Below are 25,393 nucleotides of genomic sequence, written 5' to 3'. Positions count from 1 at the left end.
GCGCAGTAAAAGGTTCTGACTATCAATGTCCAATAGTCGGCCTATTAGCTGACTCTCCAAGTCGGGTCTAGCCTTACTAGTCCGAAGTCGGCACGAGCCGGCCGTAGCAGACCTGATAAGGACCCGAACATGGCAAACGAATCGAAATGCCCGTTCAACCACGCCGCCGGTGGTGGTACGACGAACCGTGACTGGTGGCCGGATCAACTCAACCTGAAAATCCTCAGTCAGCATTCGCCAAAGTCCAACCCACTGGGCAAGGATTTCGACTACGCCAAAGCCTTCAAAAGCCTCGACTTTCAAGCGCTGAAACAAGATCTCAATGCGCTGATGACCGACTCTCAGGACTGGTGGCCGGCCGACTTTGGCCACTACGGCCCCCTCTTCATCCGCATGGCCTGGCACAGCGCTGGCACTTATCGCACCGCCGATGGCCGTGGTGGCGCCGGCTCCGGGCAACAACGCTTTGCACCATTGAACAGCTGGCCGGACAACGTCAGCCTCGACAAGGCTCGGCGCCTGCTGTGGCCGATCAAACAGAAATATGGCCGCAACATTTCCTGGGCTGACCTGATCGTTCTCACCGGTAACGTTGCGCTGGAATCCATGGGGTTCAAAACCTTCGGTTTCTCCGGTGGCCGCCCCGATGTGTGGGAGCCGGACGAAGATGTTTATTGGGGCTCGGAACACGAGTGGCTGGGCGGCGACAGCCGTTATGGCAAAGACAAGTCTGCCATGCAGGAGCCCGGAGACGGCACGCTGGTCGCCGAGCCGGATTTGCATGGCAAAGAAGAAAGCCGCACCGATCAGGGCGAACGCAATCTGGAAAACCCCCTCGCTGCAGTGCAGATGGGCCTGATCTACGTGAACCCCGAAGGTCCGGAAGGCAATCCGGACCCGGTCGCTTCCGCCCACGATATCCGCGAAACCTTTGGCCGCATGGCCATGAACGATGAAGAAACCGTGGCACTGATCGCCGGCGGTCACGCCTTCGGTAAAACCCACGGCGCCGGCCCTGCCGACAATGTCGGGCCCGAGCCGGAAGCGGCCGGCCTCGAAGAACAGGGCCTCGGCTGGCGCAACGCCTTCGGCACCGGCAAGGGCGCCGACACCATCACCAGCGGCCTCGAAGTAACCTGGACCACCACACCGACGAAGTGGAGCAACAACTACCTGGAAAACCTCTTCGGCTTCGAGTGGGAGCTGAGCAAAAGCCCGGCCGGTGCACACCAGTGGATACCGAAAAACGGCGCCGGTGCCGGCACCGTTCCGCACGCCCATGACCCGAGCAAAAAACTCTCGCCGACCATGCTTACATCCGATCTGGCGCTGCGTTTCGACCCGGCTTACGAGCAGATCTCGCGGCGTTTCCTCGCCAATCCGGATCAATTGGCCGACGCCTTCGCCCGTGCCTGGTACAAACTGATCCACCGCGACATGGGCCCACTGTCCCGCTATCTCGGCCCGGAACTGCCGAGCGAAGAACTGCTGTGGCAGGATCCGATTCCCGCTGTCGCTCACCCGCTGATCGACGACGGCGACGCTACTGCGCTGAAAGGCAAAATCCTCGCGTCAGGACTTTCAGTGTCGCAACTGGTCTCGACCGCTTGGGCTGCCGCCTCGACGTTCCGCGGTTCGGACAAGCGCGGCGGCGCGAACGGCGGTCGTCTGCGTCTGGCACCGCAGAAATTCTGGCAGGCCAACCAGCCTGAGCAACTGGCCAAAGTGCTGCAAACCCTTGAGGGCATTCAGAACGAGTTCAATGGCGGCGGCGCCGGCAAGAAAGTCTCACTGGCAGACCTGATCGTGTTGGCGGGCAACGCCGGGGTCGAGCAAGCGGCGAAAAACGCCGGCCATTCGGTCACCGTGCCGTTCACGCCCGGCCGCGCGGATGCAAGCCAGGAGCAAACCGACGTAGATTCCTTTGGTTTCCTTGAGCCGATTGCCGATGGCTTCCGCAACTACAGCAAAGGCAAATACACCGTTTCGGCGGAAGCACTGCTGATCGACAAGGCGCAGCTACTGACGCTCACCGCGCCGGAAATGACTGTGCTGCTGGGTGGCTTGCGGGTGTTGAACACCAACGTCGGGCAAACCCGGCATGGTGTGTTCACCTCGCAGACTGAAGCGCTGACCAATGACTTCTTCACCAACTTGCTGGACATGGGCGTGGAGTGGAAGCCGACTTCAAGGGATGCGGATGAGTTTGAAGGACGCGACCGTAAAACCGGCAGTGTGAAGTGGACCGCGACGCGGGTGGATCTGGTGTTTGGTTCCAACGCGCAGTTGAGGGCGTTGGCCGAGGTGTATGCCAGTTCGGATGCGAAGGAGCAGTTTGTTAAGGACTTTGTTGCGGCGTGGACGAAGGTCACCAATCTGGATCGTTTCGACCTGAAGTAACTTTTAGTCAATAAAAACGCCGCATTGGTTAATGCGGCGTTTTTTTATGTGTACGGCTTGGGGTTTGTGGTGAGGCCTGGATCGTACCCCCTCACCCCAGCCCTCCCGAAACGTCGGACCGCCCCCAAGGGGGCGAAGGGGAAAGGGAGCCGATCTTCTTGCTGTTCAAAACCTGAGTTCGACTCGGCCATTCAGGTCGGCGTATAGCGCAAAGACACCTCGGTCAGTCCCCTCTCCCACTGGGAGAGGGTTAGGGTGAGGGGCCCATCAAGCCAGGCTTTTGCTCACCACCTCATACACATCACTCGACAACTGCCCCGACGCCCGAATCCGCTCCAGCTCGCCCTTCATCAAGGCCTGACGCGCATCGTCATATTTGCGCCAGCGCGTCAGCGGCGCCAGTTGACGCGAAGCGATCTGCGGGTTGAAGCCGTTCAATTCGATCACCAGATCCGCGAGGAAGCGATAACCCGAGCCATCGGCCGCGTGGAAGTTGATCAGGTTCTGCCCGGCAAACGCGCCAACCAATGCACGCACCTTGTTCGGGTTCTTGATGTTGAACGCCGGGTGCTGCATCAACGCTTTCACCCGCTCCAGCCCGCCCGGCAAGGTGCTGCCGGCCTGCACGCTGAACCACTGATCCATGACCAGCGGGTTGTCCTTGAAGTGCTCGGCGAAACTCGCCAGCGCCGCAGCCTTCTGTTCTTCGAACGGCGAATTGACCAGCACCGCCAGCGCCGTCAGGCGTTCGGTCATGTTGTCGGCCGCTTCGAATTGCTCCAGCGCCGCCGCCAGGACTTCCGGTTTGCCGCTGAGCATCAGGTACGACAGCGCAATGTTCTGCAACGCGCGACGGGCGAAATGCTCGGCTTCGGCCACATACGGGGTTTGCTTCGACAGATCACGGTTGGCCTGATAACGCAGCCACAGCGCTTCGAACAGACTTTCCGCCAGTTGCTGACGGGCGAACTCACGGGCGATATGAATCGCATCGACATCCGCCACTTCGCTGATTTCAGTGAGGTACGCCTCACCCGGCAACGAGAGCATTTCGGCGACCATCGCCTGATCCAGCGACTCATCCGACAGCACCGTGCGCAGTGCCGACACCAGACGCGGATCGAGCTTCAGTCTCTCACCCTTCTGCTGCTGGCCAATCAGTTCTTGCAGCACTTGCACCGACAGTTGCTGACCGGCATCCCAGCGGTTGAAACCGTCGCTGTCGTGCTGCATCAGGAACATCAGTTGATCGCGGTTGTACGGGAAGCTCAGTTTCACCGGTGCGGAGAAGCCGCGCAGCAGCGAGGGCAGCGGCTGTTCAGCGATATCAACGAAGGTGAAGGTCTGTTCGGCTTCCGTCACCGAGATCACGCGGGTGGTGCCTTGCGCCGCCGCTTCACCGCTCAGACGCAGAGCAATCTCGTTGCCTTGGCTGTCGAGCAGGCCGAGTTCGACCGGAATCACGAACGGCAGTTTTTCAACTTTGTCCGGGGTTTCCGGGCAGCTCTGGCGGAAGGTCAGGCTGTAGGTTTTCGCGGCGGCGTCGTACGACTCACTCACCGCCAGACGTGGCGTGCCAGCCTGGCTGTACCAGCGCTTGAACTGGGTCAGATCGACGCCATTGGCATCTTCCATCGCCTTGATGAAGTCGTCGCAGGTCACGGCTTGGCCGTCATGGCGATCGAAGTACAGATCGCTGCCTTTACGGAAGCCTTCGGCGCCGAGCAGGGTGTGGATCATGCCGACCACTTCCGAGCCCTTTTCGTACACGGTCAGGGTGTAGAAGTTGGAGATTTCGATGAAGCTGTCCGGGCGCACGGCGTGGGCCATCGGGCCGGCATCTTCGGCGAACTGGTGGGTTCGCAGGTAAGCCACGTCTTGAATGCGCTTGACCGTGGCCGAGTTCATGTCGGCGGAGAAGCCGGAATCACGGAACACCGTGAAGCCTTCCTTCAGCGACAGCTGGAACCAGTCGCGGCAGGTCACGCGGTTGCCCGACCAGTTGTGGAAGTATTCGTGGGCGACGATCGCCTCGACGCGCTGGTGGGCGGCATCGGTAGCGGTTTCGGCGCGAGCCAGTACGGCGCTGGAGTTGAAGATGTTAAGGCCTTTGTTCTCCATCGCACCCATGTTGAAGTCGTTCACGGCGACGATCATGAAGATGTCCAGATCGTACTCGCGACCGTAGACCTCTTCGTCCCAGCGCATCGACTTCTTCAGGCTGTTCATCGCGTGCTGGCACTTGTCGATGTTTTCCGGCTCGACATAAATGCGCAGCGCGACGTTGCGTTCGGTCATGGTGGTGAAGGTGTCTTCGACGCACCACAAATCACCGGCCACCAGCGCAAACAGGTACGCCGGTTTCATGAACGGGTCTTCCCAGGTTGCCCAGTGCCGGCCGTCTTCGCCCGGGCCCGAGGCGATCGGGTTGCCGTTGGAGAGCAGCACCGGGTAGCTGTGCTGTTCGGCGACCACGGTGGTGGTGAACTTGCTCATCACGTCCGGGCGGTCGAGGTAATAAGTGATCTTGCGGAAACCCTCGGCCTCGCACTGGGTGCAGAACATCGTGCCGGACTTGTACAGGCCTTCCAGCGCAGTGTTGGTTTCCGGGTGGATCCTGACGCTGGTGTCGACTGTGAAGGTTTCGGCGGTCGGCTGCAGGGTCAGATGATTCTCGGACAATTGATAGTCAGCAGCGCCAAGCTCCTTATCAGCCAGCGTTACCGTCAACAATTCCAGCTGCTGGCCATCGAGCACCAGCGGCGGCAGGCCCGGGCCACGCGCCGGGTTGCGGCGCATCACCAACTGCGCGTGCACCAGGCTGTGATCCTCGAACAACTCGAAGGTCAGGTGTGTTTCGTCGATCAGGTACTCGGGCGCCTGATAGTCCTTGAGGTAAATCATCTTCGGTTGTTCGGTGCGCATGCTGGAGTCCTTATTGATGCACGGCGAGCTGATAAGCCGTGTACTTGCGAATATTGATCACGCCGGTATCGAAGATCAGGTACTGGCCCTTGATCCCCAACAACGTGCCTTCGGCAATCGGGTTCTTGTCCAGGTTGAAGCTGACGATTTTGGCCGGGTATTGCTCGACCGGGTAGCGGATTTCCAGCGGTTCGACGTCGGCAATGGTCTGAATCGCCTGCAGGCCGAATCGCTCTTGCAGGCCTTGCAGACCTTCAGCGCAACTCTCGAACAGTTGATCGCGCACTTGTGCCAGATCGACCGCCACCGCATCGCCCTTGAGCAACGCGCGCCAGTTGGTCTTGTCGGCTACCTGACTGCGGAACAAATCTTCAACGAAGCCCGATTGCTGCCGCGTCGAAACGCGCATGATCGGCAACGCCTGACATGCACCCTGATCGATCCAGCGAGTCGGCAGTTGCGTAGCACGAGTGATGCCAACCTTGATGCCCGACGAATTGGACAGGTAAACCACGTGATCGGTCATGCAGAACTGCTCGCCCCACGCGGGATCGCGACAGGTGCCGGCGTCATAGTGGCAGCGCTCCGGGCTCATGATGCACAGGTCGCACTGCGCCAGTTTGGTCATGCACGGGTAGCAATAACCCTGACTGAAACTGGTTTTGGTCTTCCGCCCGCAATGGGTGCAGTGGATCGCCCCGAGGTATTCCAGACGCACCGTGGTGCCGATCAACGGGTTGACCGGCACCTCGACGTCATCCAGACGAAACGCGTATTGCACGTTCGGCCCGTCCAGACGCGCCGACATTTTGCTGATTGCACCGCGGCCAATCTCGATCAATGGATGGCATCCGATTTGAACAGGATGTTCGGCACTTCGATCGACTTCGATGCACATTCCTGCGGACCCATGTAACCGGTGCGCTGGTCTTCAGGCAGGTTCTGGATTTCCCAGGCGATCATCGCCTGCAACGACAGCTCGCGCTGCTCGGCGGTGAGCTTGCCACCGTCGGACCACTTGCCGATTTCAACGGCCAGTTTCAGGCTCTCGTAGATGTCCGGGGTAATGTTGTTGATCATGTCGTTAAAAGAGGACATCAGGGTCTCCGTGCTCTTTATCTACTGAAAATTTCAGGCGGCCAGTTTACGGCGGTTATACAAACCACCCAACAAACCGGTGAAGCATCCGATGAGTAACCCGCCGACGTGGGCGGCGTTGGCGATTTCGCCGAAACCGATCATCGAGATCAGCCCGGACATGCACACCAGCAACCACACCAGCATCATCACCAGCACGCCGCGCGGCAGGCGATAGGCCGGGTTCGGTGCCAGCAGCTGGAAGATCCAGCAATGCCCGAGCAAACCGTAAAGTACGCCGGACAGACCGCCGAACAAGGTCGGACCGCTCCAGGCAAACTGCGCGTAGTTGGACACCAGGCTGAACAACAGCGTCAGGCCGATCAGGTTAATACTGCCCTGGCGCGACTCGATGCGCCGTCCCAGCTCCCAGTACCACATGCCGTTCATGGCCAGGTGGAGGATGCCGAAGTGGATCAGCATCGGTGTGACCAGACGCCACCACTGCCCCGCCGCCAGACTGTCGGCTAACGGTGTGAAATGGATGTACTCGCCGACCACCTGAAAATCGAGGAAGGTCAGCCAGCGCAAGGTCTGCAGGTTTTCACCGAGGTAGGTCAGCCCGCCAACGATCAGGCACAACAACAGGATGAACCCGGTGGCCTTGGCGTATTTCAGTTGCTCGGCGAAGCTCGGCCGCTTGAAGGTCGGCGCGACGGGAATGTCCATTTGCTGATCGGGATCACCCGCCGGGAAGCGTTCGTACAACGAGCGCACGTCTTCGCTGATTTCCGCCGGTGCCCACAACACTTGTTCGCCGGCCTCTTCACTGACGCGATGTGGCACTTGCATGCGTTGCAGCAATTTGACGAAGCCACTCAAGTCCACCGCCAACGGCAGACGCAATACCTCTACCGCACTCATTGCAGCACCTCCGGCCGCTCGACATCGACCCAGACAAATTTATGCGGATCCAGACGAGTTTCCTGATCCAGACGATAGGCGACCAGTTTGCCGTAGAGCACCGCGCTGTAATCCAGGCACGCGAGGTTCGGGCGGATCGGCGCCGGTTTGCCGCTGCGCCAGTAGTGGCCGACGAACAGCAACGGCTCGTCGACGCCGTAGCGCAGCAGGTTGTTTTTTTCGCTGGAGGTCAGCGGAGTCTGTGCGACCGGTTCCGGCAGTGCATCGGGCTGGAAGACGATATCGCCGTAGGTTTTCGGGTCATCTTCCCAGAACTTGGTGCGGAAGAACGAGCGCACCAGGCCGTCGCCGCTGGTCATGGTCAAACCGTGTGGCAAGCGCATGTCGGTGCCGCGCAGCAGGCGGTCGAACACGGTGCAAGCGAAACTGTCCGGCACCGCCGAGGCTTGCAGGAAGTGTTCGTCGATGCAGCCATTGGGGAACAGCGCGCGCAACGGTTCGATCAAGCCGGCATCCCAGCAAGCGTGGACGACGCGGAAGCGTCCGGCGTCGACAAACAGCGGCAACTCATAAAACCAGCGCTGGAAATCGTGCCAGTCGCCGGGATGGTCTTCAAATTGCGTCAGGGTCTCGTGCAGCAGGCGCGCATGGCGCGGCGTGTGTTCGCGGACGAACTGCTTGCCGCTGCCCGGTGGCGCCGGGGTGCTCCAGCCCAGTGCGTTGAATTCGTGGTTGCCCATGATGCACAGCGCCTGCCCCGCCTCGACCATGTCGTGGACGATGTGCAGCGCCTCGCGAATGCGCGGGCCTCGGTCGATGATGTCGCCGACAAACACGGCCATGCGCGATGGATGCCGCCAGACCCCGCCCTGCTTGTGATAACCGAGGCGGTCAAGCAAGTGTTCGAGGGTCAGGGCGCATCCGTGCACGTCACCAATCAGGTCATAACTGCGCGCGGGATCGAGCATCAGTCGCCTCCACCGCCCAGCTTGCTGCCCCAGCCGAGCTTGGTGCGGCAGACTTCGTAGTAGTTATGGTCGAGCGGATGAATCAGTCGCAGTTTCTGCGCTTTCTTGCTGACGGTGATGGTGTCGCCCGGCGCGCAGGTGAAGTGGTTCTGCCCGTCGCAGGAGACTTGCGGGTAAATCTGCATGTTTTTCGACACGACGATTTTCAGCTCACTGTTGCCATCGACCACAATTGGCCGGCTCGACAACATATGGGGGTACATCGGCACGATCACAATGGCATCGAGCTTGGGATGCATGATCGGACCGCCGGCAGACAGCGCATACGCGGTGGAACCGGTCGGCGTGGCGACGATCAGGCCGTCGGCCTTCTGGCTGCAAACGAACTGGCCGTCGATGTACAGCTCGAACTCGATCATCCGCGTCGATTTGCCGGGGTGCAGCACCACGTCGTTGAGCGCGTCGCCCTGGCCAATGGCCTCGGCATGGCGGCGCACTTCGGCTTGCAGCAGGAAGCGGTTTTCCACCAGATAGTGGCCGTCGAGCACTTTGGCGACTTCGACTTCCAGCTCGTCCGGGCGAATATCGGTGAGGAAGCCGAGGCTGCCACGGTTGATCCCCAGCACCGGAATATTGTGTTTGGCCAGCGCCCGCGCGGCGCCGAGCAGGCTGCCGTCACCGCCGACGACGATGACCATGTCGCAGACTTCACCGAGCATCTTGCGCGACGAAGTTTGCAGGCCGTGGCCCGGCAGGACTTCGGCGATGGTGTCTTCGAGGATCACATGCAGGTGACGATCGAGCAGAAACCGTTTCAGTCGGCGGACGGTATCCAGCACCTGGGAACTGCCCAGGCGACCGATGATGCCGATATTACGAAATTGCTCCATGAGACCTCTGCGGACAATCGAAAACGCGAAAAACCCGATTATGGGCGAAAGCGCCGGTTAGACAAAATCCTTTCAGCCTCAAGGGTGCGCTCGTGTTTACGGCTATGCTCGCAAGATGATCCTATTTCCCGACTTGCTCCAGTTGCCTCACCAATTACGCCATCCGGAAGTGCGCGATCTGGCGTGGGTGATCCTCGCCCCGCCGATGCTCGCCAGCACGCCGTGGCCGCAGCGCCATCCGCTGGCCGGCAGCGATTGGGTGCACGATCCCGAACGCCTGGAACACTGGTTGCGCCAGCTCGACCGCGACAGTTATGGCCTGCTGCATTGGTTATCGCAGGCACGCACGCGGCGTCTGGGCCTGTATTACGAGCGGCTGTGGCAGTTTGCCGTGGAGCATGCGCCGGGGATTGAACTGATCGCGGCCAATCTGCCGATCCGCCGCGAGGGCCACACCCTCGGTGAACTGGACATGTTGCTGCGTGATCGCGATGGCGTGCATCACCTCGAGCTGGCGATCAAGCTTTACCTCGGCCCGCAGAATGGCGATGGCCGTGATCCGGCGCAGTGGCTGGGGCCGGGTTGTCATGATCGGCTCGACCGCAAACTGGCGCATCTGGCCGAACATCAGTTACCAATCTCGGCGCGCGCGGAAAGTCGCGAAGTGCTCGCGGCGCTGGATATCGAATCGTTCAGCGCGCAACTGTGGCTCGGCGGATATCTGTTGTACCCATGGCCGGGGCAGGCTGAATCGCCGAGCGGTGCGCATCCGCAGCATTTACGCGGCAGCTGGTTGCATCAAAAGGATTGGCCGGCGTTCGTCGCGCAACGTCCGGCCGGACGCTGGCAACCCCTGCCCCGCCACGCCTGGCTGGCGCCGGCACACTACCCGGCGGATCAGACATGGACGTTGGAGCATTTACGGATGTGGCTGGAAGACCTCGAACCGTTGGCCCCGGCGCAGTTGATGGTGCGCCTGATCGAGAATGCGCAGGGGGAATGGGAAGAGGCGGAGCGGTTGTTTCTGGTGTCCGATCTTTGGCCGAATGTTCCCGGCCAGCCCTGAGTTTTTTGGCGTTTGATATGACCCCTTCGCGAGCAAGCTCGCTCCCACATTAGAATGCATTCCAAATGTGGGAGCGAGCTTGCTCGCGAATGGGCCACCTCGGTCTACAACGAAAGCCGCAAAGCCAAAGCCGCCAACGTCACCAACAACACCGGCACCGTCAGCACAATCCCCACCCTGAAGTAATACCCCCAGCCAATATGAATCCCCTTGCGCTCCAGCACATGCAGCCACAGCAAAGTGGCCAGACTGCCAATCGGCGTGATCTTCGGCCCCAGATCACTGCCAATCACGTTGGCATAGATCATCGCCTCCTTGACCACCCCACTCGCTTGGCTCGCATCGATCGACAACAAACCAATCAGCACCGTCGGCAAGTTGTTCATGATCGACGACAGCAACGCCGTCAGCACACCGGTGCCCATTGCCGCGCCCCACACACCGTGACCGGCGAAAACGTCCAGCCAGCCGGCCAGATAACCGGTCAGCCCGGCATTGCGCAGGCCATAGACCACCAGGTACATGCCCAGCGAGAAGATCACGATCTGCCACGGAGCTTCTTTCATCACCTTGCGCGTGGAAATCTTGTGACCACGGGCGGCGATGCCCAGCAACAGCGCGGCGCACACGGCGGAAATCGCACTGATCGGAATGCCCAATGGTTCCAGCGCAAAGCAACCGATCAGCAGGATCACCAACACCGCCCAACCGGCATAAAACGTCGCTTTGTCGTGGATCGCGGTCTCTGGATGTTCGAGTTGTTCGGGGTCGTAAGCCGCCGGAATGTCACGGCGGAAAAACCACAGCAGCATGCCCAGCGTCGCCGCCACACTGACGAAGTTGACCGGCACCATCACCGCTGCGTAGCGGTTGAAACCGATGTGAAAGAAGTCCGCCGAAACGATGTTGACCAGGTTCGACACCACCAGCGGCAGGCTCGCGGTATCGGCGATGAAGCCTGCGCCCATGACGAAGGCCAATGTCGCCGCCGGGGAAAAGCGTAACGCCAGCAACATCGAAATCACGATCGGCGTGAGAATCAGTGCCGCCCCGTCGTTGGCAAACAGCGCCGAAACCAGCGCGCCGAGCAGCACCATAAAAGCAAACAGCTTGCGCCCGCTGCCGCGTCCCCAGCGCGCCACATGCAGCGCGGCCCAGTTGAAAAAACCGGCTTCGTCGAGCAGCAGGCTGATGATGATCAGCGCGACAAAGGTGCCGGTGGCGTTCCAGATGATTTGCCACACCAGCGGGATATCGCTGAGATGGACGACGCCGAAAATCAGCGCCAATACGGCGCCAAGCGTCGCACTCCAGCCGACGCCGAGGCCTTTGGGTTGCCAGATGACAAGGGTGATGGTCAGCAGGAAAATCAGTGACGCAGCGAGCATCCGCAACAGCCTTCAATAATTGGGTAAAAAGAACACGACTAATGCCGAGCCGAACAGATAAACCTGTGGGAGCGAGCCTGCTCGCGAAGGCGCAGTGTCAGTCGCCAAAAATGCAACGACTGACGACGCCTTCGCGAGCAGGCTCGCTCCCACAGGGGATTTCGGTGAGGTTATTTTTTGTGTTGCTCTACGAATTGTCCGTAAGCATTGATGAAACTCTGCAGAAAAGGTTTCACCGACTCACTCAACTTGCCCGCCTCATCAAACGCTGAACCCGCGCCGCCCAGATACGCTTCCGGCTGCTGCATGCACGGCACATCGAGAAACACGAACGACTGGCGCAGATGCTGATTCGCCCCGAAACCACCGATCGCCCCCGGCGACACGCTGATCACCGCTCCCGGCTTGCGACTCCAGACGCTTTTGCCATAAGGCCGCGAGCCGACGTCAATGGCATTCTTCAGTGGCGCCGGCACCGAACGGTTGTACTCAGGCGTGACAAACAGCACCGCGTCGGAAGAACCCACTTTTTCCCGGAAAGTGCTGTAGGCTGCCGGCGGTGAATCACCGTCGATATCTTCGTTATAAAGTGGCAGATCGCCAATTTCGACAATCTCAAGTTTGAGGTTCGCCGGCGCCAGTTCCGCCAGCGCCAGAGCGACTTTGCGATTGATCGATGCTTTACGCAGGCTACCGACCACTACAGCGACGTTGTAGACATTGCTCATGGAAGACTCTCGATGGTCCGTGGGAGGAGCCAGTAGTTATAGATGATCCGGTGACGATTCCACCAGCACACAATGGGAAATTCCCGCGCGCTGATTATTTTTTTCCTGTAGGAAAACTTACAGGCCTTGATGGCGGTCTACCAAGCCGCAAATCAAGCGTTTTATCTCCAGAGGTTCTAAGCAGATGGCAGCAGTACTCGTCGGTCAGTTCCATGCAAGAGATGCGGAAGGCCGCGTTTATTCCGTGCATGAGTTCCAGGAATCCAACCCGTCGGTCGACGGTTCTACTGGCTCGGAGCCGATTTACAGACTGGCCATTGGTGATCGCATCAAAAAGATCGATGACCAGACGTTCGAACTGGTTCAGTCCGGCATCACCCTGATTCGCGAGCCTGAGCCAACCGTCGCTTCATAACCGACCGTTATGAGCAGAAGTCATATGCGCAGACTTGGGGTAGGATTCAGCCACTGACCCCACCTGCTGAACATGGACTTCACGCATGCGTTTACGTCATATCGAAGTGATTCAGGCGCTCTTGCAGACCGGTCACCTGGGCACTGCCGCCGAATGGCTGCAGTTGCCGGTGGCCGAGGTTGAGGAGCGTTTGCGCGAAGCCGAGAGTCAGTTGGGGTTCATGCTGTTCGCCAGCGTGCGCGGACGCCTGCAATCGACGCCCGAAGCGCGGGCATTGCAGATCGAAATTGCCCATGTCTATGAAGCGCTGGAGCCGGTGCAACGTCTGGCCAGCAGCCTCAAGCAATACCTCGCCCCGCCCCTGCGTATCATCGGCACCCCGCCGCTGGCGCAACAATTACTCCCGCAAAGTCTCGCCGCCCTGCGCCGACGTCTGCCCGATGCACCGTGCAGCCTGCTCAGCGCACCGACCCGCGACATTGTCCGCAGCCTGTTGTTGCGTGAAAGCGATCTGGGCTTGAGCCTGCACGACCCCGAACACCCTGACATCGATTGCCGGCCATTGGCACAAGGCAAGCTGCAACTGCTCGCACCCCACGGTTGGTTGCAACCGAAGCAGAAATACATTTCCGTGCAGGACCTGGCGGGTCAGACCATGGTCGGCCTCGAAGGCCAGGACCCGCTGAGCCCGGCGCTGGAAAACAAGCTGCAGGCACTGCGCCCGGCACCGAGCATCCAGACCCGCGTCCAAACCCATCAGATGATGCGCAGCATGGTCGAGGCCGGCGAAGGCCTGGCCATCGTCGACCCGTTCACCGCACTGGGCGCACGCTCTGCCGGGCTGGATGTCTGCCCGCTGTCGCCAGCGGTGCCGATCAGCCTGTTCGCCCTGACCTTCAAGCACGCCGCGCCGTCAGCGGCGATTCAGACGCTGCTCACCATCGTCACGGAACAAGCCGAGGCGATGCTTTCGAGCTGAGCGGGTTTTCCAGCGGGTTATCGAACAATCGGTACCAGAACAGCGCCACTTCGGCGGTGTTCGGATCAATGCCGCGATAGCGCAACTCGTCAACGCCGCCAATCACATAACCGCAGCGCTCATACAGCCGACAGGCGCCAAGGTTGTTGTTCTGGGTTTCGAGCATGATCCCCGGCAGCTTTTTCTTGCGACTCCAGAACTGCGCAACATCGAGCAATGCCTTGGCCACACCATGCCGGCGAGCCGGCGCGTGCACCGCCAGTTCATCGATATGCGCAAAGCCATTCCAGTTGGTGCTGATCACCAGATGACCGACCGGCTCATCGTCGAGATACGCCATGAAAATCGCGCTGTCCGGCGCATTGTGGAAAGCGCTGAACTCCTCGGGATCGATGCCGTAGCACTTGCGATAAGGCACGATCGGCGTGACCCGCCACTGTTCGACAGGCTGGCCAATCACGGCGGCCCCATAAGCCGCGACTTCGAAGCTGAAGTCGCTACCCCAGATATACGGCGCAAAGCCTTCATCGGCGACCCGCACCGACAACCCTGGGTATTTCGGATTCATGACCGGTTGCATACTCGGGAAAGTCCTCATTCCTTGACGCAATCGACGGTGTACTGCCGCCCATTGCCTTCGTCTTCATGTTGCAGTCCATGCACATCAGCGACAAAACCGGGGAAGCTGCTATCGAACGTGCGGGCAAATTTCAGGTAATCAATGATCGAGCGCGTCGATTCGGTGAAGCGCTCACCGGGCATGATCAACGGAATCCCCGGCGGATACGGCACCAGCATCACTGCGGCAATGCGTCCTTCGAGCTCATCGATGGGCACTGCTTCGACTTCGCCACGGACCAGATGATCGTAGGCGTGCGCTGGTTTCATGGCGATTTCCGGGAGCACGGTGTACATGCGTTTAAGGTGTTTGGCGGTGGCATTGCTGCGATAGCAGGCGTGCAACTGATCGCATAAATCGCGCAGGCCCATGCCGCGATAACGCGCGGTATCTTGCTGGGCGACGCACGGCAGGCAACTGTCGAGGCGCACATTGGCATCGTAACTGCGTTTGAATTCGAGCAACTCGGTGAGCAGCGTGCTCCATTTGCCCTTGGTGATGCCCATCGAGAACAGCACCAGGAACGAATACAGCCCGGTCTTTTCCACCACCAGCCCACGCTCCCAGAGGAACTTGCTGACCACCGCCGCCGGAATGCCCTTCTCGCTCAGCGCGCCACCGGCATTGAGTCCCGGCATCACCAGCGTGACCTTGATCGGATCGAGCAACACATAATCGTCGCTGACCTCACCAAAGCCGTGCCATTCGGCATCCGGTTGCAACAACCAGTCTTCGGTCCGCACGCGGTCGATACCCTCGACACCCGGCGGCTGCCAGATCGAGAACCACCAGTCATCAGCGGCAATGTGCTGGCGCAGATTGGCCAGCGCGCGGCGAAAGCTCAGGGCTTCATCAAAGGTTTCCTGCAACAGCGAACGACCGGCCGGGCCTTCCATCATCGCCGACGCGACGTCCAGCGAGGCGATGATGCTGTACTGCGGCGAGGTCGAGATGTGCATCATGAATGCTTCGTTGAAACGATCGCGGTCCAGTTGTCGTGCGCCGCCGTCCTGCACATGAATCATCGAGGCCTGACTGAACGCGGCGAGCAGTTTGTGCGTGGAATGGGTGGTGAACACCAGCGGACTGTCGTCACTGCGCGAGGTGGCCATGCCGTAACGCCCGGCAAAGAATTCGTGAAACGCCGCGTAGGCGTACCAGGCCTCATCGAAATGAAGCACTTCGACGCTGTTGCCGAGGCTTTGCTTGATCAGCTCGGCGTTGTAGCACAGGCCGTCGTAGGTCGAGTTGGTGACCACGGCGAGTTTGACTTTCGGTGCGCGGCCCTTGGTCAACGGGCTGGCATCGATCTTGGCCTGAATCGATTCGCGGCTGAACTCACTCAGTGGGATTGGCCCGATAATCCCCAGCTCATTGCGCTCCGGGCACAGATACAGCGGGATCGCGCCGGTCATGATGATCGCGTGCAACACCGATTTGTGGCAGTTACGATCGACCAGCACCAGATCATCGCGTCCGACCATCGAGTGCCAGACAATCTTGTTGGCGGTCGAGGTGCCATTGATCACGAAAAAGGTGTGATCGGCGCCGAAATTGCGCGCCGCGCGCTCTTCGGCTTCAGCCAGCGGCCCGGTGTGATCGAGCAGCGAACCGAGTTCCGGCACCGACACCGACAAGTCCGAACGCAAGGTATTTTCGCCAAAGAACTGGTGAAACGCCTGCCCCACCGGGCTTTTGTGATAGGCCACGCCACCGCCATGGCCGGGGGTGTGCCAGGAATAATTGGAGTCCGCCGTGTGTTGCACCAGCGCCTTGAAAAACGGCGGCAGCAAACCATCCAGATACTTGCGCGCCGCCCGCGCGACTTGCCGGGCGAGGAACGGCACAGTGTCCTCGAACAGATAGAGAATGCCGCGCAGCTGATTAAGCTCGGCCATCGCATCGGCCGGGGCATTTTCCAGAGTGACTTGCTCACCCAAGGCAAAGATCGGCAGATCCGGTGCGCGCACCCGCGCCAGACCGATCAGTTCGGCCATGTTCTGCAACAGATGCGAGTTGGTGCTGGCGTCCTCGGCGGCAATCAGCATGCACGCGAGGCCGTGATGCGTCGACGCGACCAACCGCCCTTCGGTGTAGTCGATGGCCGAAACGATATTGAAACCTTCCTGCTCCAACTCCCGGGCGATGCCACGGATACGGTCACCGGCGACCGTGTCGGCCTTGATGTCGCGATGGACGATCAACACCGGGAACTTCAAATCTTTGTACATGAGGCTCAGTGTCCTGAGGCGGCAGGTTTGAATCTGCCAATGCACTCAGGGTAGAGGGTTGCAGCGAATGTGGCGAGGGTGGCCACTTGGCTTCATGTCTGCAAAAGCAAAAGATCTTTTAAACCTGCGCGTCAGCTTCGGCGATCTGCGTCCACAACGCCGGCCCACCGGCAGACTTGGCAATAATTTCCAGCCGCACCAGATGCGCCGCCAATTCATCCTCAGTCGCGCGAATGATCCGCGCTGGCTGGCGATCCGCCGGCAGGCGACGGATTTCCGTGGCCGAGTTGTCGGCGCCATCGCCGGTGCCATTACCGTCCGATGCATTACCCGCCAGCGACAGACTGGTCTGGCCACCGGTCATGGTCAGGTAGACGTCGGCAAGAATCTCCGAGTCGAGCAAGGCGCCGTGCAGTTCACGGCCGGAGTTGTCGACGCCATAACGTTTGCACAACGCATCGAGGCTGTTGCGCTGGCCCGGGTGACGCTCCCGGGCCATCATCAGGGTGTCGAGGATCGAGCAGTGTTGCGTGATGTCAGCGCGATCCTGTTGGCCCATCAAGGCGAATTCGTTGTTGATGAAGCCAACGTCGAACGCCGCGTTGTGGATGATCAGCTGCGCGCCTTTGATGAACTCGAAGAACTCATCGGCCACTTCGTTGAAACGCGGCTTGCCGACGAGGAATTCGTTGGTGATGCCGTGAACGCCGATGGCGCCTTCATCACTTTCGCGATCGGGTTGCAGGTAAACGTGAAAATGCCGGCCCGTCAGGCGCCGACCGATCAGTTCGACACAGCCGATTTCAATGATCCGGTGACCATCGGTCACCGGCATGCCGGTGGTTTCGGTATCGAGTACAACGGATCTGGTGGCCATCAGTGTTCAGCTCTCAACGGGTCGATCTTGCAAAAAACGCGGATGTTAACACGCTCGGCGGGGTGTTTCAGTCAGACCGTGTCGCGGCCTTCGCGAGCAGGCTCGCTCCCACAGGGAACCGCATTCCAATGTGGGAGCGAGCCTGCTCGCGAAGGCCGCGACACGGTGTAACGACAAAATCAGGTCTGTTTGTAACCGCGAACCTCATCCACCCCACGGTTAGCCAACTGGTCCGCCCGCTCGTTACCGTGATGACCAATATGCCCACGCACCCATTTCCAGGTGACCTTGTGACGATTGACCTGCTCATCCAGCTCTTTCCACAGATCAGCGTTCTTCACCGGCTCTTTCGCCGCGGTTTTCCAGCCGCGTTTCTTCCAGTTGGCCATCCACTCGTTGATGCCCTTCATCACGTATTGCGAGTCGGTCACCAACAGCACTTCACACGGACGCTTCAAAGCTTCGAGGCCACGAATCGCGCCGAGCAGTTCCATGCGGTTATTGGTGGTGTTGGCTTCGCCGCCCCACAGTTCCTTCTCGACGCCTTTGCACACCAGCAAGGCGCCCCAGCCGCCCGGGCCGGGGTTGCCCTTGCAGGCACCGTCAGTGAACAGTTCTACGGTGTCGACGCTTTCAACGCTTTCGCTCATGCCACTCTATCCAGAATAAATGCCTGCCTCGCCGATCACGGATCGACGATGGCCCGGGCCGGGAAATACCCGGCCACAAATAAAAGAAGGTTTACGGTTCGATGCGCCGGCGATTGACCTTGGCCATCGGCAGCGGAATCAGCTTGCCCATCGGCTCGCGACGTTCCTGACGTAACGGCCGCAGCCCGACCACAATCTTGCGCGCGACCAATAAATAGAAGCCGCCGCCGGACAGTTGCCAGTCACCAGCCTTGCGTTCCCAGCCGGCCAGTCGGGCCTGCCACTTGGCTGACGCGAGCGGCGGACGATAGCACCCGAAGCGGCGTTTCTCCAGCGCGAAGCCCAGCAGATTGAGCCAGTCGGCGACCCGTGACGGTGAGATGCAGCGCGCCTGACGCAAGGCGTCGTGAGCAAAAACATGGCGCAAGCCCCAAGTGCTCCACGGGTTGATGCCGATGATCAGCAAATGCCCGCCGGGGCGCACGCTGCTTGCCGCTTCACGCAGCAAACCATGGGGTGACAGGCAGAAATCCAGACCGTGCTGCATCACCACCACGTCGGCGGCGTGCTCGCTCAGCGGCCAGGCCTGCTCTTCGCAGACAATCTCGACGCCGGGCAACGGCGCGCCAAGACGCACATTGCGCTGCACTTGCGGCGCTGCCGGCGGGGTCTCGGCCGATGGCCCGTAATGCACCAGATAGCCGCCAAAGAAGCGGCCCAACTCGTCTTCGAGCATGCGCCGCTCTTCATCGAGCAGAAATTGCCCGAGCGGGCCGGACAGCCATTCACGGGCTGCACCGATCAGGGCCAGCCAGTCAGGATCAGCCTGTGCGAACGCTTTATCACTCATCGCATTCTCCAAAGCGCCAGGAACTACTAAGATGCGCCAATGTTTTCCGCTTGGCGAATTCCGACGATGATACAGATCAGTGCCCTGCCCGCGTTCACCGACAACTACATCTGGTTGTTACAGGATCACCGCACCCAGCGCTGCGCGGTGGTCGATCCGGGCGACGCCGCGCCAGTGCAGGCATGGCTCGAAGCGCATCCGGGCTGGGTGTTGAGCGATATCCTGATCACCCACCACCATCATGATCACGTCGGCGGCGTCGAACGCCTGAAAGCCGCGAGCGGCGCGACCGTTTACGGCCCGGCCAGCGAAAGCATCCCGGCGCGCGATGTGGCGCTCAAGGACAACGACACAGTCAGCGTGCTCGGCTGGGACTTCGATGTCTATGCGGTGCCCGGTCACACCTTGGGACACATTGCCTATTACCACCACGGCCTGCTGTTCTGTGGCGACACCCTTTTCGCTGCCGGTTGCGGCCGCTTGTTCGAAGGCACGCCGGAGCAAATGCACCATTCGCTCGGTCGCCTCGCCGCTTTACCGGAAGATACGCTGGTCTACTGCACCCATGAATACACCTTGAGCAATCTGAAGTTTGCCGCTGCTGTCGAACCTGGCAACCCGGACATTGCCGCCCGTCTGGAAAAAGTCAGCCAGCAGCGGCAAAACGGCGTCATGACCCTGCCCTCGACCCTGGCCCTGGAAAAGCTCACCAATCCGTTTTTACGTACCACTGAAACATTAGTTAAACAAAAAGTGGACGAACGGGCAGGCGCTCAAAACCGGGCGCCGAGTGAGGTTTTTGCGGCTCTGCGGGCATGGAAAGATAAGTTCTAAGCACCCCACCGCCTGGTACAAAAATTCTGAATGGTTGACCGCGAGGGGTGCGCTTTCTAGAATCGCCCGACATTTTTGCCCGGAACTTACTTCCAGCCAATGTCGTCATCCATACGTAAGTCCGTCAATTCAGACGCATTGACCCGCCTGGCGCAAGCCATCGCGGTGGCTGTGTCCGCCACGCTGGCGGGCTGTTCCAGCCATGCTCCGCAGACTGAAGCGACCCATACGCCGAACATTGCTGCGCGAGCCAAGCAGAAGCCGATCTGGCTGACCGAAAAGCCCAGCCCACAGGTTCCTCAGGACATCTGGGAACGCATGCGCCAGGGCTTTCAGTTGCAGGAAGGCCTCGGCGTCAACCCGCGCATCGAGCAACAGCGCCTGTGGTTCGCCAGCAATCCCTCTTTCCTCGAGAACGCCGGCGAACGCGGCAGTCTCTATATTCACTACATCGTCGAACGCCTCGAAGAACGCAACATGCCGCTGGAACTGGCCCTGCTGCCAGTGATTGAGAGCGCCTACAACCCGATGGCCTATTCCCGGGCCGATGCTGTCGGGCTGTGGCAGTTCATTCCCTCCACCGGGCGTTACTTCAACCTGCGTCAGACCCGCTTCTATGATGGCCGTCGCGATATCACTGCTTCGACCACGGCAGCGATGGACTACCTGACCCGTCTGCACGACATGTTCAACGGTGACTGGCTGCTGGCGCTGGCGGCGTACAATGCCGGTGAAGGCACGGTCAGCCGCGCCATCGAGCGTAACGAAAAGCTCGGCCTGCCCACCGACTACTGGAACCTGCCGCTGCCGGCGGAAACCCAGGCCTACGTGCCGAAACTGCTGGCACTGTCGCAAGTGGTCCTGGCGCCGGAAGCCTACGGGGTCAACCTCAACCCGATCGCCAACGAACCGTACTTCCAGGTCGTCGAAATCAACCAGCGCATGGACCTGTCCAAGGTTGCGGCGGTGGCCAACATCGACGAAGACGAACTGTTCCAGCTCAACCCGGCGTTCAAGCAGCGCACCACCATCGACGGCCCTCAGCATTTGCTGGTGCCGACGTCGAAGGCGCAGTTGCTGACCGCCAGTTTGCAGACCATGCGGCCTGACGAGCTGATCAGCCCGCGTTCGCTGAAACCAGTGTTCGAAGGCGCCGATCCTTCCGAAGTGGCAAAACTCAAGCGTGCTTATCGCGTGAAGCGTGGCGATAACCTCGGTTCCATTGCCAAGGCCAACAAGGTTGAAGTCAAGGATCTGCAACGCTGGAACAAGCTGACCGGCAAGAACCTCAAGGTTGGCCAGACTTTGGTCATGCAGGACACCAGCAAACGCGCGCCGGCTGCTCGCAAGTCCGGCCGGGTCAACACGGTGGTTGCGTCCAACAGCAAGAGCAAAGGCAAGGACGACAGCGCGCAGCAGACTCAGTACAAGGTCAAACGCGGCGACACGCTGTACGTGGTGGCCAAGCGTTTCAACGTTGAGATGCAGCATCTCAAGCGCTGGAATCCGGGTGCGGGCAAGGCGTTGAAGCCTGGGCAGATGCTCACGGTTTATCAGCCGCACTGACAGAAGAGCCCCTGAGATTTCAGGGGCTTTTTTTGGTCCGGACTTTGTGGCGTGCTTTAGATCGATCCCCCTCACCCCAGCCCTCTCCCCCAAGGGGCGAGGGGGAAAGGGAGCCGATCGGGGGGCTTTTCAAAATCCGAGTTCGACTCGGTGTCGCACGTCGGCGCAACTATCCCAAACACCACAGTCAGTCCCCTCTCCCCCCGGGAGAGGGTTAGGGTGAGGGGCTCTTCGCGCAAACGATTAACCCCGCATTAACCCGCATCTTTTTCCTGCCCAGACAAGCTGTTACTGTACGGCCCACTAAGCCCAAGCCGCCTGGATCGGATCTGACTTGAAGCGTCCCCTCCTCCTGCTCCTGATCAGCCTGGCCTTGAGCTCAACCGCAAGCGCGACGATTACCGAAAGTCACGGTTATGCGCAGTTCGGCACGCTCAAGTACCCGGCCAGATTTACCCACTTCGACTGGGTCAACCCGCAAGCGCCCAAGGGCGGTACGTTGCGGGTGATGGCGTTCGGCACCTTCGATACGGTCAACCCGTACACGTTCAAGGGCACCAGCCCGGTGACCACAGCGAATTTCCTCCAGTACGGCATCAACGAGCTGAACGAGCCGTTGATGGTCGGCACCGGCCAGTATTCGCCGTCCGGCGACGAACCGGCGTCGAGTTACGGCTTGATCGCGCAATCGGTGGAGTACAGCGAAGATCGCAGCTGGGTGGTGTTCAATCTGCGCCCGGAAGCGCGTTTTCACGATGGCACGCCGATCACCGCCTACGACGTGGCGTTCTCCTATCGAACGCTGCTCAAGGACGGTCATCCGCTGTACCGCACCGCTCTGCAGGAAGTGCTGCGCGTCGACATTCTCAATAAACAGCGCATTCGCTTTGTGCTCAAGCGCTCGGGCAATCCGCTGTTGATCCTGCGCCTCGGTGAATTGCCGGTGCTGCCGCAGCACTATTGGAAAGACCGCGACTTCAAGGCCACCACCTTCGAACCGCCACTGGGTAGCGGCCCGTATCGCATCACCTCGGTGACGCCGGGTCGGCAGTTGATCTTCGAACGGGTCAAGGATTACTGGGGCAAGGATCTGGCGGTCAATCGCGGTAAGTACAACTTCGATCGCATGGAAGTCGAGTTCTACCGTGACAGCGATGTCGCCTTCGAAGCGTTCAAGGCTGGCGAGTTCGACATCTACATCGAGCATCAGGCGAAGAACTGGGCCAACGGCTACAACTTCCCTGCCGTGCGCCGGGGCGATGTGATCAAGGCGCAGATCCCGCATCAGATCCCGACCCAGACTCAGGGCCTGTTCATGAACACCCGCCGCGCTACGTTCTCGGACGTCAAGACCCGCGAAGCGCTGGGCCTGATGTTCGACTTCGAGTGGACCAACCGCGCGCTGTTCAGCGACGCCTACAAACGCACCACCAGTTACTACCCCAACAGTGAATTCACGACCTCTGGGCTGCCGGTCGGACATGAATGGCTGATGCTCAAGCCGTACAAGGAACAACTGCCGGCCAGGCTGTTTACCGAGCCGTTCACGTTGCCGCAAACCGACGGTCGCGGCATCCCCCGGAAAACCATGCGCAAGGCACTGGCGCTGCTCGCTGAGGCCGGCTGGAAGCTCAACGGCCAGCGCCTGCAAAACGCTGACGGCCAACCGCTGCGGTTTGAGCTGCTGCTGGTCAATCCGAACCTTGAGCGCCTCTACCAGCCCTACATCGAGAACCTCAACAGCATCGGCATCGACGCGCGCCTGCGTACCGTGGATCGGGCGCAGTACAAACAGCGCCTCGATCAGTTCGATTTCGACATGATCTCGATGACGCTCAACCAGACCTTAAGCCCGGGCCTTGAGCAGTGGCAGTACTTCCACTCCAGCCAGGCCGGGGTCAAGGGCAGCAAGAATTACGCGGGCATCGCCAATCCGGTGGTCGATCACCTGCTCGAACAATTGCTCGCCGCGCGCACCCGCGACGAACAGGTCGCCGCCGGCAAGGCGCTCGACCGCGTGCTGCTCTGGCAGCACTACAGCATTCCCAACTGGTACCTCAATTATCACCGTCTGGCCTACCGCAACCGGTTGGCCTTCGTCACCACGCCGCCCTACACCCTGGGCCTGAGCGCGTGGTGGCTGAAGTCTTCGGAGAAAGATCAATGAAACCGATCCGCGCCCTGCTCGTCCAGGCCAGCGGCTTGCTGTTCGCCGGGCTGGCCTGTGCCGCCCCGCAACACGCCGTGACCCTGTACAACGAGCCGCCGAAATACCCGGCCGATTTCAAGCAGTTCGATTACGTGAATCCCGACGCACCCAAGGGCGGCGTGTTTCGTCAGGCCGGATTCGGCGGCTTCGACAGCCTCAACCCGTTTATCAGCAAAGGCGTGCCGGCCGATGACGTCGGACAGATCTACGACACTCTGACCAAGCACAGCCTCGACGAGCCGTTCACCGAATACGGTCTGATCGCCGGCAAAATCGAAAAAGCCCCGGACAACAGCTGGGTGCGTTTCTACCTGCGTCCCGAAGCTCGTTTTCATGACGGCCACCCGGTGCGCGCCGACGACGTGGTGTTCAGCTTCAACACCCTGACCAAGGAAGGCTCGCCACTGTTTCGCGGCTACTACAACGATGTCGCCGAAGTCATCGCCGAAGACCCGCTCAAGGTGCTGTTCAAGTTCAAGCACACCAACAACCGCGAGTTGCCGCTGATCCTCGGCCAGTTGCCGGTGCTGCCGAAACACTGGTGGGCCGATCGCGATTTCAACAAGGGCAACCTGGAAATCCCCCTGGGCAGCGGCCCATACAAGGTCGCCGAAGTGAAGGCCGGCCGCTCGGTGCGTTACGAGCGGGTCAAGGATTACTGGGGCAAGGATCTGCCGGTCAATCGCGGTTTCTACAATTTCGACACGATGACCACCGATTACTACCGCGACAACACCGTCGCCCTTGAAGCCCTGAAAGCCGGCCAGTTCGATTACTGGCTGGAGATGGCCGCAAAAAACTGGGCCAACGCCTACAACATTCCGGCCGTCACTGAAGGCCGCTTGATCAAGGAGCAGATCGCCAACAGCAACCCGACCGGCATGCAGGGGTTCGTCTTCAACCTGCGCCGCCCGGTGTTTCAGGATGTGCGCGTGCGTCAGGCACTGGGCCTGCTGTTCGATTTCGAATGGACCAACAAACAACTGTTCAACGGCGCCTACTTCCGCACCCGCAGCTATTTCGAGAACTCGGAAATGGCCGCCACCGGCCTGCCCGATGCCGATCAACGGGCGATTCTCGAACCGTTTCGCAGCAAACTGCCGGCGCAGGTGTTCAGCGAAGCGTTCGAAAACCCCAAGACCGACGCCAGCGGCATGATCCGCACCCAGCAGCGCGAGGCCTACCAACTGCTGCAAGAGGCTGGCTGGAAGATCGTCGACGATAAAATGGTCGACGCCACCGGCAAACCGGTGGTCATCGAGTTTCTCTTGGCGCAGACCGAATTCGAACGCGTATTGCTGCCATTCAAACGCAACCTCAGCGATCTCGGCATAGATCTGGTGATCCGCCGCGTCGACGTTTCGCAGTACATCAACCGCGTCCGCTCGCGGGACTTCGACATGATGGTCGGCAGCTTCCCGCAGTCCAACTCGCCGGGCAACGAACAGCGCGAATACTGGATGAGCGCCGCTGCCGACAAGGCCAGCAGCCGCAACACCATGGGGTTGAAGGACCCGATCGTCGATCAACTGGTCGAGAACCTGATCAACGCCGACTCGCGCAAAAGCCTGGTGGCCCACGCCCGTGCACTCGATCGTGTGCTGCAATGGGGTTATTACGTGGTGCCCAACTGGCACATCAAGACCTGGCGCGTGGCGTACTGGAATCACATCGGTCACCCGAAGGTCTCACCAAAATATGACATCGGCATCAATACCTGGTGGATCAAGCCGGACGCGAAACCGGCGATAGAAGTCGAAACCAAACTGCAAACCGACCCTGTGGGCACGGAGTAAT

21 protein-coding genes are annotated in these 25,393 nt (G+C 60.2%); 8 read left to right on the top strand and 13 right to left on the bottom strand.

Features of this window, described 5'->3' with window-relative positions; genetic code table 11:
* The first annotated feature begins 129 nt into the window (after nucleotides 1-129).
* Nucleotides 130-2,400: a catalase/peroxidase HPI gene (gene katG / locus L8H52_RS12610; protein ID WP_242207311.1), complete on the top strand. Its 2,271-nt coding sequence runs from the start codon at nucleotides 130-132 to the stop codon at nucleotides 2,398-2,400.
* A 267-nt stretch (nucleotides 2,401-2,667) separates the two neighbouring features.
* Here katG and pepN read toward each other — a convergent pair whose 3' ends face one another.
* From pepN to L8H52_RS12580, 6 genes are read right to left on the bottom strand one after another with little or no spacing between them, the layout of a single operon-like run.
* Nucleotides 2,668-5,325, bottom strand: a complete 2,658-nt coding sequence (pepN, locus tag L8H52_RS12605) for an aminopeptidase N (RefSeq protein WP_242207310.1) — start codon at nucleotides 5,323-5,325, stop codon at nucleotides 2,668-2,670.
* A gap of 10 nt (nucleotides 5,326-5,335) precedes the next feature.
* Nucleotides 5,336-6,166, bottom strand: a complete 831-nt coding sequence (locus tag L8H52_RS12600) for a DUF2797 domain-containing protein (RefSeq protein ID WP_038366003.1) — start codon at nucleotides 6,164-6,166, stop codon at nucleotides 5,336-5,338.
* Complete coding sequence (locus L8H52_RS12595; RefSeq protein ID WP_007919229.1) at nucleotides 6,163-6,423, bottom strand: DUF1315 family protein; 261 nt, start codon at nucleotides 6,421-6,423, stop codon at nucleotides 6,163-6,165. The genes L8H52_RS12600 and L8H52_RS12595 overlap by 4 nt, the downstream gene beginning before the upstream one ends.
* Nucleotides 6,424-6,456: 33 nt before the next feature.
* Nucleotides 6,457-7,326, bottom strand: coding sequence for a rhomboid family intramembrane serine protease (locus tag L8H52_RS12590; protein WP_242207309.1), 870 nt, complete (start codon nucleotides 7,324-7,326; stop codon nucleotides 6,457-6,459).
* Nucleotides 7,323-8,294 carry a metallophosphoesterase gene (locus tag L8H52_RS12585; protein WP_242207308.1) on the bottom strand — a complete coding sequence of 324 codons (972 nt, stop codon included), beginning with the start codon at nucleotides 8,292-8,294 and terminating at the stop codon, nucleotides 7,323-7,325. Before L8H52_RS12585 ends, L8H52_RS12590 begins: the two co-directional genes overlap by 4 nt.
* A complete protein-coding gene (locus L8H52_RS12580; protein WP_003224174.1) occupies nucleotides 8,294-9,184 on the bottom strand; it encodes an NAD(+) kinase in 891 nt (296 codons plus the stop codon). The genes L8H52_RS12585 and L8H52_RS12580 overlap by 1 nt, the downstream gene beginning before the upstream one ends.
* Before the next feature lie 115 nt (nucleotides 9,185-9,299).
* On the opposite strand from L8H52_RS12580, the gene L8H52_RS12575 reads away from it, so the two are divergent.
* Complete coding sequence (locus tag L8H52_RS12575; RefSeq protein ID WP_242207307.1) at nucleotides 9,300-10,250, top strand: DUF1853 family protein; 951 nt, start codon at nucleotides 9,300-9,302, stop codon at nucleotides 10,248-10,250.
* A 104-nt stretch (nucleotides 10,251-10,354) separates the two neighbouring features.
* Here the strand turns inward: L8H52_RS12575 and L8H52_RS12570 are convergent, their stop codons facing one another.
* Both L8H52_RS12570 and L8H52_RS12565 read right to left on the bottom strand, forming a co-directional pair.
* Nucleotides 10,355-11,638, bottom strand: a complete 1,284-nt coding sequence (locus L8H52_RS12570; RefSeq protein ID WP_016987132.1) for an arsenic transporter — start codon at nucleotides 11,636-11,638, stop codon at nucleotides 10,355-10,357.
* A 170-nt stretch (nucleotides 11,639-11,808) separates the two neighbouring features.
* Nucleotides 11,809-12,366 carry an NAD(P)H-dependent oxidoreductase gene (locus L8H52_RS12565; RefSeq protein ID WP_242207306.1) on the bottom strand — a complete coding sequence of 186 codons (558 nt, stop codon included), beginning with the start codon at nucleotides 12,364-12,366 and terminating at the stop codon, nucleotides 11,809-11,811.
* A gap of 184 nt (nucleotides 12,367-12,550) precedes the next feature.
* On the opposite strand from L8H52_RS12565, the gene L8H52_RS12560 reads away from it, so the two are divergent.
* Together L8H52_RS12560 and L8H52_RS12555 are read left to right on the top strand one after the other, a co-directional pair.
* Entirely contained in the window at nucleotides 12,551-12,781 is a 231-nt protein-coding gene (locus L8H52_RS12560) for a hypothetical protein (protein WP_242207305.1), read from the top strand.
* Nucleotides 12,782-12,866: 85 nt separating this feature from the next.
* Nucleotides 12,867-13,760 (top strand): LysR substrate-binding domain-containing protein, encoded by an 894-nt coding sequence (locus L8H52_RS12555; RefSeq protein WP_242207304.1) that lies wholly within the window; start codon nucleotides 12,867-12,869, stop codon nucleotides 13,758-13,760.
* Here the strand turns inward: L8H52_RS12555 and L8H52_RS12550 are convergent.
* The 5 genes from L8H52_RS12550 to L8H52_RS12530 form a co-directional block, all read right to left on the bottom strand.
* Nucleotides 13,726-14,340 carry a GNAT family N-acetyltransferase gene (locus tag L8H52_RS12550; RefSeq protein WP_242207303.1) on the bottom strand — a complete coding sequence of 205 codons (615 nt, stop codon included), beginning with the start codon at nucleotides 14,338-14,340 and terminating at the stop codon, nucleotides 13,726-13,728. The two genes, L8H52_RS12555 and L8H52_RS12550, sit on opposite strands and share 35 nt — an antisense overlap.
* A 14-nt stretch (nucleotides 14,341-14,354) precedes the next feature.
* On the bottom strand, nucleotides 14,355-16,610 hold the full coding sequence (locus L8H52_RS12545; RefSeq protein ID WP_242207302.1) for an Orn/Lys/Arg decarboxylase N-terminal domain-containing protein: 2,256 nt from the start codon (nucleotides 16,608-16,610) through the stop codon (nucleotides 14,355-14,357).
* Nucleotides 16,611-16,728: 118 nt separating this feature from the next.
* Nucleotides 16,729-17,487: a DNA polymerase III subunit epsilon gene (gene dnaQ / locus L8H52_RS12540; RefSeq protein WP_242207301.1), complete on the bottom strand. Its 759-nt coding sequence runs from the start codon at nucleotides 17,485-17,487 to the stop codon at nucleotides 16,729-16,731.
* A 179-nt stretch (nucleotides 17,488-17,666) separates the two neighbouring features.
* Nucleotides 17,667-18,137, bottom strand: coding sequence for a ribonuclease HI (gene rnhA, locus L8H52_RS12535; RefSeq protein ID WP_064390484.1), 471 nt, complete (start codon nucleotides 18,135-18,137; stop codon nucleotides 17,667-17,669).
* Between the two features lie 91 nt (nucleotides 18,138-18,228).
* Nucleotides 18,229-18,987 carry a methyltransferase domain-containing protein gene (locus L8H52_RS12530; protein WP_016987126.1) on the bottom strand — a complete coding sequence of 253 codons (759 nt, stop codon included), beginning with the start codon at nucleotides 18,985-18,987 and terminating at the stop codon, nucleotides 18,229-18,231.
* 66 nt (nucleotides 18,988-19,053) lie between these two features.
* Here L8H52_RS12530 and gloB point away from each other — a divergent pair, with 66 nt between their 5' ends.
* From gloB to L8H52_RS12510, 4 genes are all read left to right on the top strand, one after another.
* Nucleotides 19,054-19,821 carry a hydroxyacylglutathione hydrolase gene (gene gloB, locus L8H52_RS12525; RefSeq protein WP_242207300.1) on the top strand — a complete coding sequence of 256 codons (768 nt, stop codon included), beginning with the start codon at nucleotides 19,054-19,056 and terminating at the stop codon, nucleotides 19,819-19,821.
* A 99-nt stretch (nucleotides 19,822-19,920) separates the two neighbouring features.
* Entirely contained in the window at nucleotides 19,921-21,387 is a 1,467-nt protein-coding gene (locus tag L8H52_RS12520; RefSeq protein ID WP_242207299.1) for a transglycosylase SLT domain-containing protein, read from the top strand.
* A 334-nt stretch (nucleotides 21,388-21,721) separates the two neighbouring features.
* A complete protein-coding gene (locus tag L8H52_RS12515) occupies nucleotides 21,722-23,554 on the top strand; it encodes an extracellular solute-binding protein (RefSeq protein WP_242207298.1) in 1,833 nt (610 codons plus the stop codon).
* Entirely contained in the window at nucleotides 23,551-25,392 is a 1,842-nt protein-coding gene (locus tag L8H52_RS12510) for an extracellular solute-binding protein (RefSeq protein WP_242207297.1), read from the top strand. Before L8H52_RS12515 ends, L8H52_RS12510 begins: the two co-directional genes overlap by 4 nt.
* The last annotated feature ends 1 nt before the right edge of the window (nucleotide 25,393 follow it).

This window comes from Pseudomonas sp. CROZ-RG-20F-R04-15, assembly GCF_022662375.1.
In the GTDB taxonomy this organism is placed as follows: domain Bacteria; phylum Pseudomonadota; class Gammaproteobacteria; order Pseudomonadales; family Pseudomonadaceae; genus Aquipseudomonas.
The sequence above is the reverse complement of the archived record's forward strand: the minus strand, read 5'-3'. Positions and strand labels throughout refer to the sequence as shown.